Genomic DNA, 15,668 nt, shown 5'->3' with positions numbered 1-15,668 from the left:
ATAGGAAAAATGAGATAACATTCCCTTACTATTAAACGATTAAAATACTTAATCTTTATAGTAATGGAGTGATAAATTTCCAACCTTTATGAAAGCGCTATCTTTTATAAAAAATCAATCTCTGAAGAGGAAAAGAATGATTGCAACTTTATAAAGTTTTCATGCAGAAAAATTAAATAGGAAAAATCAGATAACATTCCCTTATTATTAAACGATTAAAATACTTAATCTTTATAGTGATGGAGTGACAAACTTTAAGTTTTATGAAAGCGTTATCTTTTTAAAAAATTAACCTCTGAGGGGGGGAAAAGGATGGATACTCCAAAAAAAAATAAGTGGTTTGCACTTGTCGTACTGATTTTAGGTGGAGGAACAATTTTTAAACTTCCGTTTTTAAAAGATGCTTTTTATATTCCCATGATGGAATATTTTCACTTATCTCATACTCAAATAGGTGTAATCTTATCAGTTTATGGAATTATCCAAGCATTTGGTTATATCGCATCGATGTACATAGTAGACAGGTTTTCCAAGAAGAAAATCATACCGTTCAGCTTAATTGGTGTTGGAATATCAGGGTTGTATTTAACAACATTTCCTGGTTATTATGGCGTTTTAACCGTTTGGATTGTTTTCGCTTTATTTGCAGAGACTGCTTATTGGCCTGCGTTAATTAAAGCTGTAAGGTTATTAGGAGATAAAGATGAACAAGGTAGAGTGTTCGGGTTCCTTGAAGCAGGAAGAGGCGTGGTTGATACAGTTATCGCTTTTGGTGCCCTTGCAATTTTTAGTTGGTTAGGATCAGGAGAAGCTGGCTTTAGAGGTGCAATTATTTTCCTTGCAGCAGCAGCAATTTTTATTGGCATCATTTCTTATTTCTTAGTAGAAGACGATGAAATAATAGATACTGATGAACAAGGTAATAAAATTAATAAAAGTAAAGCTGCACTTGACGGCGCTCTACAAGCATTAAAGATGCCTGAAGTATGGGCCGTAGCATTTACTATATTCTCTGTTTATTCCGTCTATATAGGTTTAACATATTTTATTCCGTTTTTAAAAGATATCTATGGTATGCCTGTTGCACTAGTAGGCGCTTATGGAATTATCAATCAATACGCTATAAAAATGGTTGGTGGTCCGCTAGGAGGGTTCTTAGCTGATAAAAAATTTAAGTCTCCATCTAAATATTTGAGACTTGCTTTTATAGTCGCAATTATTGGAATGACTATTTTTATCTTCTTACCTCACGAGACGATGAATGTATATACTGGAATGATCTTTACACTTAGTTTTGGCACAATTATTTTTACTCAAAGAGCAGTATTTTTTGCCCCTATTGATGAGGTGGGAATCCCAAGAGAAATCAGTGGTGCATCTGTTTCCATTGCTTGTTTAATAGGATATTCACCTTCGATGTTTGCATTCTCTCTATACGGAAACATGTTAGATAGAGCACCAGGAATGGCTGGTTATAAACATGTATTTTTAACAATGATTGCTTTTTCCGTACTTGGTCTAATTATTAGTAGTTATTTAGTTCGAATTGTCAAAAAGAAAAAAGAATTACAAATAAATGAGGAAAGTTCAATTTTAAATGAAGCATGAGATTAATAATATGGAGATAGGAAAGGTGAGATTATCATGAAAATTGGATTAGAAACAGAAAGCTATCATTTATTCTTTCACAACAAACGTATGGATATTTTTGACTTTATAAGAAAAACTGCTGAACTCGGATTGGATGGAGTACAAATTAATATTATTACAAATGCGGCAGACAAACATTTACATCCAGAGTGGGGAGTGCTTGGCGGGAACGAGCCTGATCACTTGAAAAAGGTTCGAGATGAAATTCAAAAATATGGTTTATATGCTGAAATTGATACAAGAGGTACAGACATAGAGCATTTAACAAAAGTAATCGACATTGCAAATCAAATTGGTGCAGATGTTATCCGGACTTACGTTTGTGTAGGTGAATACGATGCCGAAAAGATGGCTAAAGCTCCTGAAGAACTTAAACAAGTCGTGCCATTATTAAAAAAATATCGAATTAAACTTGGTGTTGAAAACCACGAAGAAGAAACAACAGCTGAAGTAATTAAAATTATTGAAGAAGTGAATAGCCCTTGGGTTGGAGCACATTGTGATTTAGGAAATGGAATGATGGCATGGGAAGATCCAGTTGAAGCAGTAAGAAAGTTAGCTCCGTATGCCTACACAACTCATTTTAAAGATCATATTGTCATTCATGACGGTGAAGATCATATAGTTTGTGGGGTCCCAGCAGGAACTGGAAATATTGACTTAGAAGAATGCTTTAAAATATTAGTGAATGAATCAACACTAACAAGAATCAATGTAGAAATGTGTTTTCCATATGTAGCTCCATTTAAACGTCCAAAAGGAACTGGAGGCGTATATGAAGTCGGCACGGGAGCATTCAAAGTAGAAAATCCTCCATATGACTTAAATGTTCTGAAGACAGCAGATTACTATTATCCACCTGAACATCTATTAGAACAAATGCTTGAAGATCAAGAAAAAGGTGTTCAACAATCTGTAGACTATATACTAGCTTTAAGAGAAAAATATTGTAGATAACATGAAACTTCCATCAGTGGAGATGAAAAAAACCACTGATGGAAGTTTTACTTTATAACAAACATTATCCCGCTATATCATGTTTATTAAATTATACTTTATAGCATATTGAACAAGTTCACTTTTTTTAGAAAGATTAAGTTTGTTCAACATTCTCGTCTTATGAGTATCAACCGTTTTTATACTGATCGTTAATTCTCGAGCAATTTCAGACATTGAAAAACCTTGAACAAGAAGTTGCAATACCTCTCGTTCACGTGGACTCAAAATTACATACGGATTTCGAGAATCTGTTTCGTTTTGTATTTTTTTTAGCATAGTTGAAATTTCCTTTGGACGAAGGTATATGTACCCGTCCATAACGGAATCAATAGCATTGTATAATTCTTCATCTACAGCTGCTTTAGGGACATAACCTGAAGCTCCCGCGTTCATGATTAATGTTATATAATCCTCATCTTCATGCATGGTAAGCACTATGACTTTTGCTTGTTCATAACGTAATTTAACCTCTGTTAGAACCTGAATTCCATCTACGCGTGGCAAAGATATATCTAATATCAGAATATCGGGCCTTAAATCGACGTAAAGTCGGAGTGCTTCAAATCCATCAGAGGCTTCACCTATAACTTTTAAAGATGGCCTTTTTTGTAATAGTAGTTTTAAACCCGCTCTCATTAAAGCGTGGTCATCAACTAGCATTATGCTGATTGTCTTTTCCATCTTGACACCCTTCTCTCTGTTTTAATGGGATCGACACCATAACTTCAGTTCCACCGATATTGTGAGTTCTGATAAAAAATGAACCACCTAATAATTCTGCTCTTTCCTTCATTCCATATATTCCGATTCGATTTTGCTGGCGAGCTTTTTCAAAATCATTCTCATTTATACCGTGACCGTTATCATGAATATTTAACTCGATAGAACAATCCCTTATCTCCATGTTAATCACAACCTCAGTTGCTACTGTATGTTTCACTACATTAGTAAGACTTTCTTGAACGATTCGATATAGTGCTACAGCAGTATGACTATCTATGACGAAGGCGTCATCATCAGGAACATGTAGAATTACTGTAAGGGCAAATTTTTCTTCAAACTTTCTTACATATTTTCTTAATGCGGGAATTAACCCCATATCATCAAGGATGGGTGGCCTTAATTCTACCGCTAAATCTCTAATTTCTCGTAAAATACCGGCTGCTGTCTCTCGGCTTGCATTAAGCAATTCTTGTTGCTCGGCATCTTTAGCTTCATTAGCCAAAATGCGCATTGTAACCATTAGAAAAGTAAGGGCTTGGCTTGTTTCATCATGAAGTTCACGAGAAATTCTTTTTCTCTCCTCCTCATGCGCGGATAATAGTTTCAAAATCAACGTATCTCGAAGGGCGTCCTTTTCTTGAAGTTCCTTCAATAATTTTTCTACTGCAGTGCTGGAACTAATCAGATTGTCGGCCATTTCATTAAAAGCCCGTGCTAGTTTTCCAACTTCATCATCCCCCACTGCTTTAGCCCTTAAAGATAAATTACCGGCCGATATGCCTGCTGCTGTATCAACTAAACTATTGATTGGTCGAGTAATAATACGAGTCACATAATAAGCTATACCTGCCGCTCCCATACAGACCAAAAATGTAGCAAAAACCAATTCTATTATTTTAGTAAAAATATAGCTTTTCGCCTGTTTCTCTGCCATTCCCACTCTAACAAATCCTACATCTCCTTCTTCGATTGGAACAAGTATGTCATGGATATTTCCTTCATCTGAAGTTAGAATAGCGTAATTTTCGGTATTGATACCATCAGGCTTATGTGCGTTTAATATTCCTTTCGGTAGGTGTTTGGAGAATGTATTTCCGACAAGAACATTATTATTGTTAATGACCAGTATATAACGAACATCTTTGTTAGCTTCCTGTGCCCGGGTAATGAGAAGATGAATCGAATAGTAGTCGTCAGTCAAAACATAATCCGAGGACAATGCCGCAATATTTTCGGCAATATTCATCCCACGTTTTTTTAAATCCTCTGTCATGATTTTTGTGAGTGATTCCCAAATGATACATCCCAATACTAGAGCGAGAAAGAGTAACGAAACGAGTATAGCTCCAAATATCTTCTGGTTTATTTGTAATTTATTCATCCATTTCATAGGTGACCCTCATATAGCTTTGGTTCAAATGGAACAAAGCGATCAATGAACAATCCATGAAATGCTGGTTTTATTATTTCTTGTTCATGCATAGAAATGAAACTTTCTTTGATAATTCGCTTCTCTTCATCAGGTAAATTACTGTTGATGACAACAGGACCAGTACCAATCGGTTCTGTTTTTGCAATGATTTTCAAATCCTTAATCTGTTCTGGATTTTTAAGTTTGGTGCGCTCAAAGACTAAACTATCAACAGCTGCAGCATCAACAACCCCATTTATCACAGCGTTTAGTGAGCTTTCATGATTATATGTAAAAACATAACGACCAAAGAAATGTTCTGGCGTTTCACTTAATTCAGCTAATTTTTTCCTCACAAAAATATATCCGGAATAACTGGTTGGATCGGTAAAAGCAACGTCTCTCCCTCTCAAATCATTTATACTGGATATTTCATTTTTCCGGTGTACGACGACATAACCATAATAATATGGAACCCCCATTCGCTCTTGCATGGCAATTGCTTCGAGCCCTTCAACATGTCTGTAGGTAATATATGCTCCTGTTGAAAGGATGGCTATATCGGCACCTCCATTTATCATCAACATACTAATCTCATTATAACTCTTGCGCTGAATTAGAATTACGGGTCTATGGAGCTTCTCTCCAATATAGTTAGCTATTTTCCTATAGTACATAATTGTATCAGCCTTTGATAACACACTTGAAATTGCGATCCGTACAGGTGAGGGCTTGTCGTCTTGTGAACCAACAGGCATGGTATCAGATTCGGAGAAAAAAATTTGAGGGCTTGAACGCTCATGCTGACATCCTATTGTAAGTATAGTAATAAGTAATATTAAAAAAAGCCTCAACCAATTTATCATACTTTCCTCCATTCTTGCAGGCAGGAATAACTGCCCGTAAAAACCCGATTGGTGAGAGCTTTCCATCAGCGGGAAATGAAGCTTCCCCCACTGATGGACGTTTCACTTTATGTATTATGTGAAACTACCCTAATTGAATCCGATTTACCGAATCCTGCTTGATTCAAGGTTTTTGAAATTTATATTTATATATTACTTCAGAACGATCCGCGAAATCTATGGAAGATTGTATACAACACTACTTTTCATGTCAGAGTTGTGACAGAAATTATATACATACAAATAAAAAACGACCATTTTCTTTTTAGGAAGGCGGAGCATCTGTCCATGCATAGAATGAAGGTCCTTTCCCTACCCACATGCATAGGTTAAAACAAAGGGAGAATGCAAGTAGCGGGCATACTTTGTTCTGCATACCACCGACTTATATGTTGGAAAATGAAAACAGATTTATATAGGTATGAATATTGTTTGTAAGATAATTTCTGAAAGACCCTACTATTTTATCTTACATAAAATCAGATATTTACTGATAGTTTACCGAATTGACATATAAGATAATGTAACAAAGGGGGAACGATGTAACACAAGTATTGTTGAAAACGTCTTCACCAAACTGGCACTCTATTGAAATACTAAATTTCATGCTAGTCTAAGTTTTTTCTGTAAATCAAAGTAAAGAAATCGAGGTAGATAGTATGTTCTCATTTTTGAAACCTAAAATTGCTACTACAAAAATAGCACCAGATCAGGTTCAAAAAACCTATAAGCTTTTCCGACTACAATCTTTACTAGGAGTGTTCTTAGGTTACATAGCTTACTATATAGTACGTAACAATTTTGCCTTATCTACTCCTTATCTGAAGGAACAACTCAACCTTAGTGCTACAGAAGTAGGTTTATTAAGCAGTTCCATGCTTATCGCTTATGGAGTTAGTAAGGGTTTGATGAGTAGTTTAGCCGACAAAGCTAATCCTAAAAGGTATATGGCGCTTGGTTTACTTCTGTGCGCTATGGTTAATATTATGATGGGCTTCAGCACGGCATTTTGGATGTTTGCAATTCTCGTTGTTTTCAATGGGTTTTTTCAAGGAATGGGAGTTGGGCCTAGCTTTATTACTATTGCAAATTGGTTTCCTCGTAAAGAAAGAGGAACTATCGGTGCTATATGGAATATTTCTCACAATATAGGTGGAGGTATCGTAGCACCTATCGTTGGTATGAGTTTTGCTATGTTAGGCTCCAATCACTGGCAAACGGCAAGCTACCAAGTTCCAGCTGCTATAGCCATTGTTATGGCATTGGTAATACTAACCCTTATTAAAGGCTCACCGGTAAGTGAGGGCTTGCCTCCGTTAAGCGAAATTATCAAGGACGAATCCGATTCGAAAGTGCAACAAAGCGCTGATTCAAAACCGCCAGTAGACATGAGTGCCTGGCAGATTTTTAAGAATTATGTTTTATTTAACAAAAATGCATGGTTCGTTTCCTTCGTAGATGTCTTCGTTTACATGGTTCGTTTCGGCATCATAAGCTGGTTGCCTATTTATTTGTTACATGTAAAACATTTCACTAAAGAAGAGATGAGTGTTGCCTTTTTATTCTTTGAATGGGCAGCTATTCCTTCTACTCTTCTGGCTGGTTATCTATCAGACAAGTTATTCAAAGGGCACCGTATGCCGCCTGCAATCATTGCTATGACAATGATACTTATCTGTATCATTGGTTACTGGCAAAGCACATCTTTACATTGGGTGACTATCTTCGCAGCTATTATTGGATGCTTGATTTACATTCCACAGTTTCTAGCTTCAGTACAAACTATGGAGGTAGTTCCATCTTTCGCCGTTGGCTCTGCAGTTGGCTTGCGAGGTTTTATGAGCTACATTCTAGGTGCATCTTTAGGTACTACCCTCTTTGGTGTAATGGTTGACAAGGTAGGATGGAACGGTGGTTTCTATGTATTACTAGCAGCAACTGTTTGCTGCATCATATGCTGTATATTGGCCCATCGCGGAGCAAAAGAGCTAGAATACAATAAAAAACAGGGACTCCAATCCTAAATCGTTAAACAAGGTTCCAAGTCAATTTAGCATTAACGGAATCTTTATCTAGCCAACCTAAACAACCTGACAATTGTTAAAAGAATTGTCAGGTGACACAAAAAAAGATTGCTTAAACAGCAATCTTTTTTTGTGTCTCAGTTTTCTAAATTACTTTCCTAATGTGACTCTCTGTTTCTTACCATTTCAGGAGTTTGAGAATGGAGTGCGCGGCTGCTTTCAAAATTATCCTTACCGTTTTGCCTATGAATCCAAGATTTCATCTCATTCCATAAAACAACTCTATGCACATCATACCCTATGTGATATTGCTCATTTATGTTCTCTTTGTAATTCTCATTCCATTTGTACCATACTATTTTATCGCATGAATCTACTGGCCTTTCTTGCCGATCAATTACAGTTGTACAATCCTTATTATTAGCCAACATAATCGCGTCATTCTCTAATAATAAAGCAAGAGCCGCTGAGCGCTTCTCCATTCTCTTTCTCCTTTCAGTTGTAGTGCCTAACGTCTTTTTTCCCTAAAATGTGTGTGTCTTACATAGATAAGTTTATTCAAAATAATACCGCTAAACTATCGATTTACCTTACAAAAAACCTTACATTTTTGTAAGGTTATAATAGTCAATAAAGATATATAAATATAAAAATTCCGCTTGCAATCCTATGTAAATCACTGCTATGCAGAGTACAACATGACCGCTACTTACTTTCCCCTTTTGTTTCAAACCTTGCATGTGGCAGAAAAAGGAACTGACCGCTTCTATGCATGGCCAGATGCTCTCGTCCTCCCTTAAAAAGAAAGGGGTTTTGATGTTGTTTTTTCAACTCATATATAAAGAGATATTTGTTTTTTATTCCCTACAATCTTCCTTTCTCAAACTGTAATTCCTTATACCCATTCACAATTTTCGTCATACAAAATAATAGAATCATATAAAGCAGAACTGGAATCATAATAATTCTTGGTTCAATCATGAGCTCTACATAATAATAGCTAATTAAATTGGACCATTCGTTTAAATATGGGAAATACAAATTAAATTCATCGTGCGTTTGTCCGGAAACAATCTTCGTTCCTCCGAGAAACAATTTAAAAATAGACAAATGCAGCATAAGAAGGAGCACTTGTACCATTTGCTCTCCAACTTGAAATACAATTTGTGGGCCTAATGCTTTAATAAGATGCGTTCGAAATACATGCCCTTTACTTCCACCCAATAAGAATGAGCTTTGCACATATTCCTTCTGCCAAAGCTGCTGAATTTCTTGCTGAAATAACCGTGTTAAACTCGGAACGGCAACGAGAATGAACACAGCAATTTGTATATATAATAATTGAATATTTGTGACGACCTGTTCTGTCCGTATTTCATACATAACGAAAGGAGTGAGTAAGAAAAAGCAAAATATTGTTTGCGGAAATAACTGCAAATTCATCACAAAGTGATGGAAGAAAGCTGATTTTCTTTTTACATTACTCATTAAAAAACCTATACATAGCGATACAATGACTCTTACAACCGCAACAAATAACGCAATGAAAATCGTATATTTTGCCCCGTCCATTATCTTATAAAATAAATCTTCTCCTCTTCGATCTGTTCCAAACCAATACTTACGAGATGGAGAGAATGGTGCCGCTTCTACAAGTGTGTCACTTTCATCATAACGATATTGTTTCACCGCAGGTTCATGCTGGACATATGGCAGGAAAAAACTTATAAGAAGCAAAAGAAAAACAACGGTAACAAATATAATATGGAAGTACCTATGCATACATCTTCTCCTTTCCCCATTGTAGAAATAGAACGACTCCATAAATAGGTACGATAAAAAGCAAAAGCAAATACACAATGACCGCTGGATCTTGACCGCTCATTATAATGGACAATATCCCTTTTGCATGAAACAGATATTCAAAAATAAGCAAATTTGTCACGAGAACTAGCAATATATATTGCACGTGATTCATAACAGAAACAATAACATTACGAAAAATATGCTTACATAAAATATACATTTCACTAAAGCCTCGCGCTCTTGCGAAAGTAACATAATCTTGCTTTTGTTCCTCACGGATAAGTAATAGTTGCAATTGAAATAATGAGATAGTTGGTAAAAAAGATAGAATGAGGATCGGTAGTACGATGGATGGATTTTGTTCTGTAGAAATTGGATTCAATACTAAAAAGTCTATATTTCGATATACACTTATAACGAGAAGCTGCATAAAGAAAATAAAAAAAACATCTGGAACTGTTTTAAGAATGGATACAAATCCCTCTATTATTATGCGAATATTTCTTGGCAGCATAGCAGTTCCTATACTACTGATAACCGCTAACAAAACGGATACAACAAATGCGCCAAAAATAAGTCCAATTGAATATACATAAGGCTTTATCACAACAGGAAAGAGCGGGTATTCTCTTTTTTGCACCGCAAATACTTCTACATGATCCGGAATGGTCCTCACTTGCGTTCCAATGGTCATCTTTAGCTGCGAAGGATGTAATATCGAAGAGAAAACATTTGCAATTTGGGAGAGAAACGGTTTCACATAAAATCCTACATCTTTTCCATCTACAAATAATGTTGGCAGACAGACTAACATCGTAAATGTCACCATAAGCAAACAAATATGAACAAGACTCGCTATAAGTTTCCGCATAGTTCACCTGCTTTTTTACTCTATTATATTCTAAATATTATGTACATTCCATTTAAAGTAAGTACTCTCTTTTTTGACTTTTTCCTATCAATCCTTTACAGTCAAACTGTTCATAAGTTTTATAATGTAGGAGGCTTTCAATGGATATTCAAATAAAAGACACTTTAATCTCACAAGAACAACTGCAAGAAAAAGTAAAAGAATTAGCAATGCAAATTGAACGTGATTTTGAAGGAGAAGAAATTTTTGTGATTGCTGTATTAAAAGGTTCTTTCGTATTTGCAGCAGATTTAATTCGCCATATTAAAAATGATGTAACAATTGACTTCATTTCTGCATCTAGCTATGGAAACCAAACAACAACAACTGGAAAAGTGAAGTTACTAAAAGACATCGATGTAAATATTACTGATAAAAACGTAATCGTAGTAGAAGATATTATTGATTCTGGTTTAACGCTTCATTTCTTAAAAGACCATTTCTTGATGCATAAACCAAAAACGTTAAAATTCTGTACGCTTCTTGATAAACCAGAACGCCGTAAAGTTGATTTAACAGCTGAATATGTCGGCTTCGTGATCCCGGATGAATTCATCGTTGGCTACGGCATCGACTGTGCTGAGAAATACCGTAACTTACCGTATATTGCATCAGTTGTAACAGATAAATAATACGACATACATACTTAGCAAAAAAGGAGCTGACCAAAAAGTCTACTTTTTGATCAACTCCTTTTTCTACTACTTTTCACTTACAATCTTCAAGTAAGAACGAACTGTTAAAAAGTAATAGCCAATATAGATAACACTATATACTCCAATACTCATTAATAATGGAATTAAAATTTCAAACGGTAATAAATTTGATAATCCTTTTAACGCAAATAAGCTATGCAAAATTCCAACTAGCAATGGAATCGCAAAGATAAAGAAGATCTGTTTTGCGATTGCTCTCTTCATTTCTTGCTTCGTTACCCCAATTTTACGAAGAACGACGTAACGGTCACGGTCTGCATTTGCTTCTGTTAACTGTTTAAAGTAAATGATAGACCCTGTTGCAAGTAAAAATACAAGCCCTAAGAAAACACCGATAAATATCATCATCCCCGTTGCTTCCATTCCGCCTTTAAATCCTGTATAGAAATCTCTAAAGACCGGTGCAGTTTCAGACTCTCTTGGCATAATCTTTACTAACTTCTCCGTTAATGATTTACTGTCTTTCTCATTTTTCACATTAATATTTTTAACAACTCTTGTTTCAGCTGTCTTTTTCGCCTGCTCGTATACGTCATCTGGCACAACAACAACTAATTCTCCTAAATTCGTAACGTTACGACCTTCAGCACCTTTAATTGTTAATGTCTTCGTTTCATTCCAAATAGGAAACACTGCTTTGCTTCCTTTATATGCTGTACTAAATTCATGTCCTTCGCTGTACATGCCATCAAATACAAATGCTTCCTCAGCAGTTAAACTTACCGCATCCACATCCATTTTTTTCGCAATTGTATTGAAGGCAGATTGCGATACAAGTTGATATCGCTCTGTCATTATATAATGAACATTCATACTTATATCTGCTTTTTCGCCTGTAAATTTCCCTTTCACTGGAACCATTTCAATTTCAAATTGCTCTGTAATTGGATTATGCTTTTTCTCTTCTGCGAAGAGTGCATTCACCCTTTGTTCGAAAGCGGCATCTTTTTTCTCATAAGAAAAACTATACGGCGCAAACTCTTTCGCCTGAGTAAATGTATTATAATACGTTGTAACAGATGTACCAACAGCCGTTAATGTTACCGCGCTCAAAATAGCAATTGTCGCCAAAGATTTTGCATTTCCTTTAATGCGGTATAAAAGCTGAGATGTTGTTACCATATTCATTCCATTATAAAAGGATGATTTATGATTTCTTGTTCTTCTTAAAACAACAACTGTAAAGAACATAAATAATAAATACGTACCAAGTACGGTCGCAAATAAAATATAAAATGTGATCATCATGAAGTCTGCGTATTTAATAGCTTTCGTAAACATAAGTGATAAGAAATACCCAGATCCAATTAAGAATACAGCGGTACATGCCATCATAATAGATTCTTTTGGCATTTGTTCTCCTTCACGCTCAGCACGGAACAGCTCAATAAGTTTAAAGCGATAAATTAAACGATATCCTTGCAACGACGTGTATAAAATAATAAAAAAGAATACAATAACTGTATTTATAATCGCCGCTAGCGGCACCTCAAAATGAACTTGTAAATCAAGTCCCATCAAGCCTACTAATAATTCAAGGAATAACTTAGACAGCACGCTGCCAATTACAATACCAATTACTAGCGACATTAACCCCATTAACATATTCTCATAAAACAACATTTTCCCAATTTGGCGTTTACGAATTCCTAGTAAAGAATATAAACCAACTTCTTTTTTCCGTTTACGTGTAAAGAAACCATTGGAATAAATAATAAATACCGCTACGAAAATAATGAGCATCACGCTAGAAACTTGGAATGCACCGCTAATTTTCTTTGATCCTTCCGCTGCTTTTTCCATTTGCGTATTATATTGAAGCGATGCAAATGTAAAATAAATAACGATGCTAAAAATCATCGACATAAAATATAAAGCATAATCTTTAAAGTTACGCTTTATATTGCGAAAGGCAATACTAGATAACGTCATCTACTGCACCTCCAGAGATCGTAGACATTACGTCTAATACTCGCTCGAAAAACTGCTTGCGTGTTAATTCTCCTTTGTACAGTTCTTTAAATAACTCACCATCTTTAATAAAAATAACGCGCTTACAATAACTTGCGGCAAATGCATCATGTGTAACCATTAAAATTGTCGATTGGTCATATTCATTTAATGCTTTCAAACTCTCCAATAAATCAGTTGCAGAATTAGAATCTAGCGCCCCCGTTGGCTCGTCTCCAAAAATCATACTTGGATTTGTAACAATGGCACGAGAAGCTGCACAGCGCTGTTTTTGCCCACCAGATACTTGGTATGGATATTGATCTAAAATATGATCAATGCCAAACTTTTTCGCGATTTCAAGAACACGGCGGTCAATTTCACTTGTCTTTACTTTTGATAGTGCAAGTGGGAGCGCAATGTTTTCTTTTACCGTTAACGTATCTAATAAATTATAATCTTGGAAAATGAACCCTAAGTGATCACGACGGAACAACGCTAATTTATCATCATTCATTTTCACAATATCATTTCCATCAATTAAAATTTCACCGCTCGTCGTGTTATCAATTGTAGAAAGAACATTTAATAAAGTTGTTTTCCCTGATCCAGACGGCCCCATAATTCCAACGAACTCGCCTTCTTTCACTTGCAAGTTAATGCCTTTTAACGCTTCGTATTTATTTCCACCGGTATTATATACTTTTCTAATATCTTTAGCTTCTAACACTGTCTTCATTACTATATCCCTCGCTTTATCCTATCTCATCATTACTGTTGCCACGATCACACTTCCTTACACAATTTGAATTGTTATATAAAAAATTATATTAGAATTTCTTTCCAAAGCACCTTGCTACTATAACATTCTCAATAATAACCGGCTATCTATTTCTCTTACATAAACCTTACATTTATGTAAGGTTTAAAAAAGCCACTCTTCTAAATGGAAAAGTGGCTTTTTTCTTTCTGTCTTTTTTCGAAAACCTTGTTGTTATTTAAATAAAATATAATAAATAGATTACTGATATAAGATTCATATTATGATTACACCTCAATATAACTATTTCAATATAATATTATATCTTTATATTAGGGAAAATGCTCTTTTAAAACAGAACTTTTTTTTCATACCTTATGCTTGTTGTTTTGTTATATAGCTTGATACAACAAATATAAATGATCTTGAATCATTCTAATTGCTTATATTCGTTTCATTCTCTTTTCTTCTTTTTCAAAAGAAGTTGACGCATTTTAAATATAGTAGAGGAGCATAAAAAAATAGCGATTAGCTTTCCATATAATTGGCACTCTAATCGCTCCTGTTTTACATTACAATAAGGGACTTTGCTCACACAAATGACCTGCACATCAATTCATCTTTGATATACAGGTCATTTGTATAATAATTGCTATACATAATTGCTAAATAATGAACTTACATAAATGCTTTTAAAAGCTCTTGTACGAATGGAAGTAATCCACCTAAAAATTTTAAAACTGCCATTGCGATTGCCATATTATTTCCTCCTCTTTTTAAATATTAAGATGTGTTACGTCTTTATGCTTTTATTATAGTAAGCGCACACACCTTTATCAATACATTTTAATATGCAATATTTCATATTAAAATGTGTTTTAAATTCTCTTCCTAAAATTAAAACAATTGGTAAAAATAAAATTTATATTTTTAACAAGCCCTCAAAACAACCATACTTGGAATTTATGATTGGCGGGACAATTCATATAAAAACATAAAAGAACATTGAGATGATTTATTGCCATTGATTCGTTCTGTTCGCAATGGGACAGTAACAGCGTCTCTTATTCTAAAAAACTTGGAGCCTATCCACGGCAGTTCAGGTGAAAGCCATTTACATATAAAAACAAGGAAAGCTACTCTCTTTCCTTGTTTTACGTTATTATCAAAATATTTCTTTCTTATAAGCAAAATAAGAATACAGCATTGTGATGACCGCACCACCTAAAGCAACAGTCAGTATGATATATGATTCCCAAGTAACAGGAGCAAAAATACTTCCGCACATGATAATCCCTAAAATCATAAATACTTTTCCGCTAAAACGGTGGGTTTTGCGCCATACTTCTTCATTGCTTAATGTCCATGGAGTACGAATGCCGATGAAATAGTTTGGTTTACATTGCGGCAGATAGTTACCTATCACTAAAAACAAAATACCAACAAGCAATCCTGAAAAACGATTTATCGATAAATTATAGCCCAATCCAGTTGCAATAATATCCATGTTCGCGATGAACAATACAACGAGGACACTGTAAGTGATCATCATAAAACTTTTCGAGAATTTTTTATAATTCTCTTTCTTTGGATCAATCTTTGGAACAACATTTAGTAATATATAAGTTCCAATCATAATTCCAACCATCAACAACATCCCAATTAATTTAGGGGAATAACCATCTGGAGTATCGCCGCTCCAATGCGTAGCGATTGTATCTAGAAGATGTGGCCAAGAAATAATCCAAGCTAATATTGTTATGCTAATAAATATAATGGCAAGAATGTGTTTCTTCATTTTGTTTCTTCTCCCC

13 protein-coding genes and 3 pseudogenes are annotated in these 15,668 nt (G+C 34.9%); 5 read left to right on the top strand and 11 right to left on the bottom strand.

Annotated features, from left to right (window positions below; genetic code table 11):
- Nucleotides 1–312: 312 nt before the first annotated feature.
- A complete protein-coding gene (locus tag WAZ07_RS18510) occupies nt 313–1,608 on the top strand; it encodes an MFS transporter (RefSeq protein WP_336473616.1) in 1,296 nt (431 codons plus the stop codon).
- Between the two features lie 36 nt (nt 1,609–1,644).
- Nucleotides 1,645–2,607: a sugar phosphate isomerase/epimerase family protein gene (locus WAZ07_RS18505; protein ID WP_336473615.1), complete on the top strand. Its 963-nt coding sequence runs from the start codon at nt 1,645–1,647 to the stop codon at nt 2,605–2,607.
- Between the two features lie 72 nt (nt 2,608–2,679).
- On the opposite strand, the gene WAZ07_RS18500 is transcribed toward WAZ07_RS18505, so the two are convergent.
- The 3 genes from WAZ07_RS18500 to WAZ07_RS18490 are packed head-to-tail and all read right to left on the bottom strand — an operon-like array spanning nt 2,680 to nt 5,649.
- A complete protein-coding gene (locus tag WAZ07_RS18500) occupies nt 2,680–3,330 on the bottom strand; it encodes a response regulator transcription factor (protein ID WP_336473614.1) in 651 nt (216 codons plus the stop codon).
- Nucleotides 3,299–4,762 (bottom strand): sensor histidine kinase, encoded by a 1,464-nt coding sequence (locus WAZ07_RS18495; protein ID WP_090916626.1) that lies wholly within the window; start codon nt 4,760–4,762, stop codon nt 3,299–3,301. The genes WAZ07_RS18500 and WAZ07_RS18495 overlap by 32 nt, the downstream gene beginning before the upstream one ends.
- On the bottom strand, nt 4,759–5,649 hold the full coding sequence (locus tag WAZ07_RS18490) for a substrate-binding domain-containing protein (RefSeq protein ID WP_336473613.1): 891 nt from the start codon (nt 5,647–5,649) through the stop codon (nt 4,759–4,761). The genes WAZ07_RS18495 and WAZ07_RS18490 overlap by 4 nt, the downstream gene beginning before the upstream one ends.
- 698 nt (nt 5,650–6,347) lie before the next feature.
- Between WAZ07_RS18490 and pgtP the strand changes: the two genes are divergently transcribed.
- Nucleotides 6,348–7,712 (top strand): phosphoglycerate transporter PgtP, encoded by a 1,365-nt coding sequence (pgtP, locus tag WAZ07_RS18485; protein WP_090916630.1) that lies wholly within the window; start codon nt 6,348–6,350, stop codon nt 7,710–7,712.
- Between the two features lie 158 nt (nt 7,713–7,870).
- Here pgtP and WAZ07_RS18480 read toward each other — a convergent pair whose 3' ends face one another.
- The 3 genes from WAZ07_RS18480 to WAZ07_RS18470 form a co-directional block, all read right to left on the bottom strand.
- Complete coding sequence (locus WAZ07_RS18480) at nt 7,871–8,194, bottom strand: hypothetical protein (RefSeq protein ID WP_336473612.1); 324 nt, start codon at nt 8,192–8,194, stop codon at nt 7,871–7,873.
- 382 nt (nt 8,195–8,576) lie between these two features.
- A complete protein-coding gene (locus WAZ07_RS18475) occupies nt 8,577–9,494 on the bottom strand; it encodes a peptide ABC transporter permease (protein WP_336473611.1) in 918 nt (305 codons plus the stop codon).
- Nucleotides 9,487–10,389 (bottom strand): ABC transporter permease subunit, encoded by a 903-nt coding sequence (locus WAZ07_RS18470; protein WP_336473610.1) that lies wholly within the window; start codon nt 10,387–10,389, stop codon nt 9,487–9,489. Before WAZ07_RS18470 ends, WAZ07_RS18475 begins: the two co-directional genes overlap by 8 nt.
- Nucleotides 10,390–10,529: 140 nt before the next feature.
- Here WAZ07_RS18470 and hpt point away from each other — a divergent pair, with 140 nt between their 5' ends.
- Nucleotides 10,530–11,060 (top strand): hypoxanthine phosphoribosyltransferase, encoded by a 531-nt coding sequence (hpt, locus tag WAZ07_RS18465; RefSeq protein WP_336473609.1) that lies wholly within the window; start codon nt 10,530–10,532, stop codon nt 11,058–11,060.
- Nucleotides 11,061–11,129: 69 nt separating this feature from the next.
- On the opposite strand, the gene WAZ07_RS18460 is transcribed toward hpt, so the two are convergent.
- The 4 genes and pseudogenes from WAZ07_RS18460 to WAZ07_RS18445 all read right to left on the bottom strand — a co-directional run bounded on the left by WAZ07_RS18460 (nt 11,130) and on the right by WAZ07_RS18445 (nt 14,719).
- Nucleotides 11,130–13,076: an ABC transporter permease gene (locus WAZ07_RS18460; protein WP_336473608.1), complete on the bottom strand. Its 1,947-nt coding sequence runs from the start codon at nt 13,074–13,076 to the stop codon at nt 11,130–11,132.
- Nucleotides 13,063–13,833, bottom strand: coding sequence for an ABC transporter ATP-binding protein (locus WAZ07_RS18455; protein WP_336473607.1), 771 nt, complete (start codon nt 13,831–13,833; stop codon nt 13,063–13,065). The genes WAZ07_RS18460 and WAZ07_RS18455 overlap by 14 nt, the downstream gene beginning before the upstream one ends.
- Nucleotides 13,834–14,249: 416 nt before the next feature.
- Nucleotides 14,250–14,428: pseudogene (locus tag WAZ07_RS18450) on the bottom strand (IS4 family transposase); the annotation flags it as partial.
- A gap of 104 nt (nt 14,429–14,532) precedes the next feature.
- Nucleotides 14,533–14,719, bottom strand: a pseudogene (locus tag WAZ07_RS18445) (hypothetical protein).
- A gap of 25 nt (nt 14,720–14,744) precedes the next feature.
- Here WAZ07_RS18445 and WAZ07_RS18440 point away from each other — a divergent pair.
- A pseudogene (locus WAZ07_RS18440) lies at nt 14,745–14,952 on the top strand (Tn3 family transposase); the annotation flags it as partial.
- Between the two features lie 67 nt (nt 14,953–15,019).
- Here WAZ07_RS18440 and WAZ07_RS18435 read toward each other — a convergent pair.
- Entirely contained in the window at nt 15,020–15,652 is a 633-nt protein-coding gene (locus WAZ07_RS18435; protein WP_336473606.1) for an SdpI family protein, read from the bottom strand.
- Nucleotides 15,653–15,668: the final 16 nt, after the last annotated feature.

It is taken from the genome of Bacillus bruguierae, assembly GCF_037104725.1.
In the GTDB taxonomy this organism is placed as follows: Bacteria; Bacillota; Bacilli; order Bacillales; family Bacillaceae_G; genus Bacillus_A; species Bacillus_A bruguierae.
The sequence above is the reverse complement of the archived record's forward strand: the minus strand, read 5'-3'. Positions and strand labels throughout refer to the sequence as shown.

Coding starts and splice junctions, on each gene's coding strand:
- WAZ07_RS18460 (WP_336473608.1), bottom strand. CDS start 13,076: ATGACGTTATCTAGTATTGCCTTTCGCAATATAAAGCGTAACTTTAAA.
- WAZ07_RS18480 (WP_336473612.1), bottom strand. CDS start 8,194: ATGGAGAAGCGCTCAGCGGCTCTTGCTTTATTATTAGAGAATGACGCG.
- hpt (WP_336473609.1), top strand. CDS start 10,530: ATGGATATTCAAATAAAAGACACTTTAATCTCACAAGAACAACTGCAA.
- pgtP (WP_090916630.1), top strand. CDS start 6,348: ATGTTCTCATTTTTGAAACCTAAAATTGCTACTACAAAAATAGCACCA.
- WAZ07_RS18470 (WP_336473610.1), bottom strand. CDS start 10,389: ATGCGGAAACTTATAGCGAGTCTTGTTCATATTTGTTTGCTTATGGTG.
- WAZ07_RS18500 (WP_336473614.1), bottom strand. CDS start 3,330: ATGGAAAAGACAATCAGCATAATGCTAGTTGATGACCACGCTTTAATG.
- WAZ07_RS18505 (WP_336473615.1), top strand. CDS start 1,645: ATGAAAATTGGATTAGAAACAGAAAGCTATCATTTATTCTTTCACAAC.
- WAZ07_RS18495 (WP_090916626.1), bottom strand. CDS start 4,762: ATGAAATGGATGAATAAATTACAAATAAACCAGAAGATATTTGGAGCT.
- WAZ07_RS18510 (WP_336473616.1), top strand. CDS start 313: ATGGATACTCCAAAAAAAAATAAGTGGTTTGCACTTGTCGTACTGATT.
- WAZ07_RS18435 (WP_336473606.1), bottom strand. CDS start 15,652: ATGAAGAAACACATTCTTGCCATTATATTTATTAGCATAACAATATTA.
- WAZ07_RS18455 (WP_336473607.1), bottom strand. CDS start 13,833: ATGAAGACAGTGTTAGAAGCTAAAGATATTAGAAAAGTATATAATACC.
- WAZ07_RS18490 (WP_336473613.1), bottom strand. CDS start 5,649: ATGATAAATTGGTTGAGGCTTTTTTTAATATTACTTATTACTATACTT.
- WAZ07_RS18475 (WP_336473611.1), bottom strand. CDS start 9,494: ATGCATAGGTACTTCCATATTATATTTGTTACCGTTGTTTTTCTTTTG.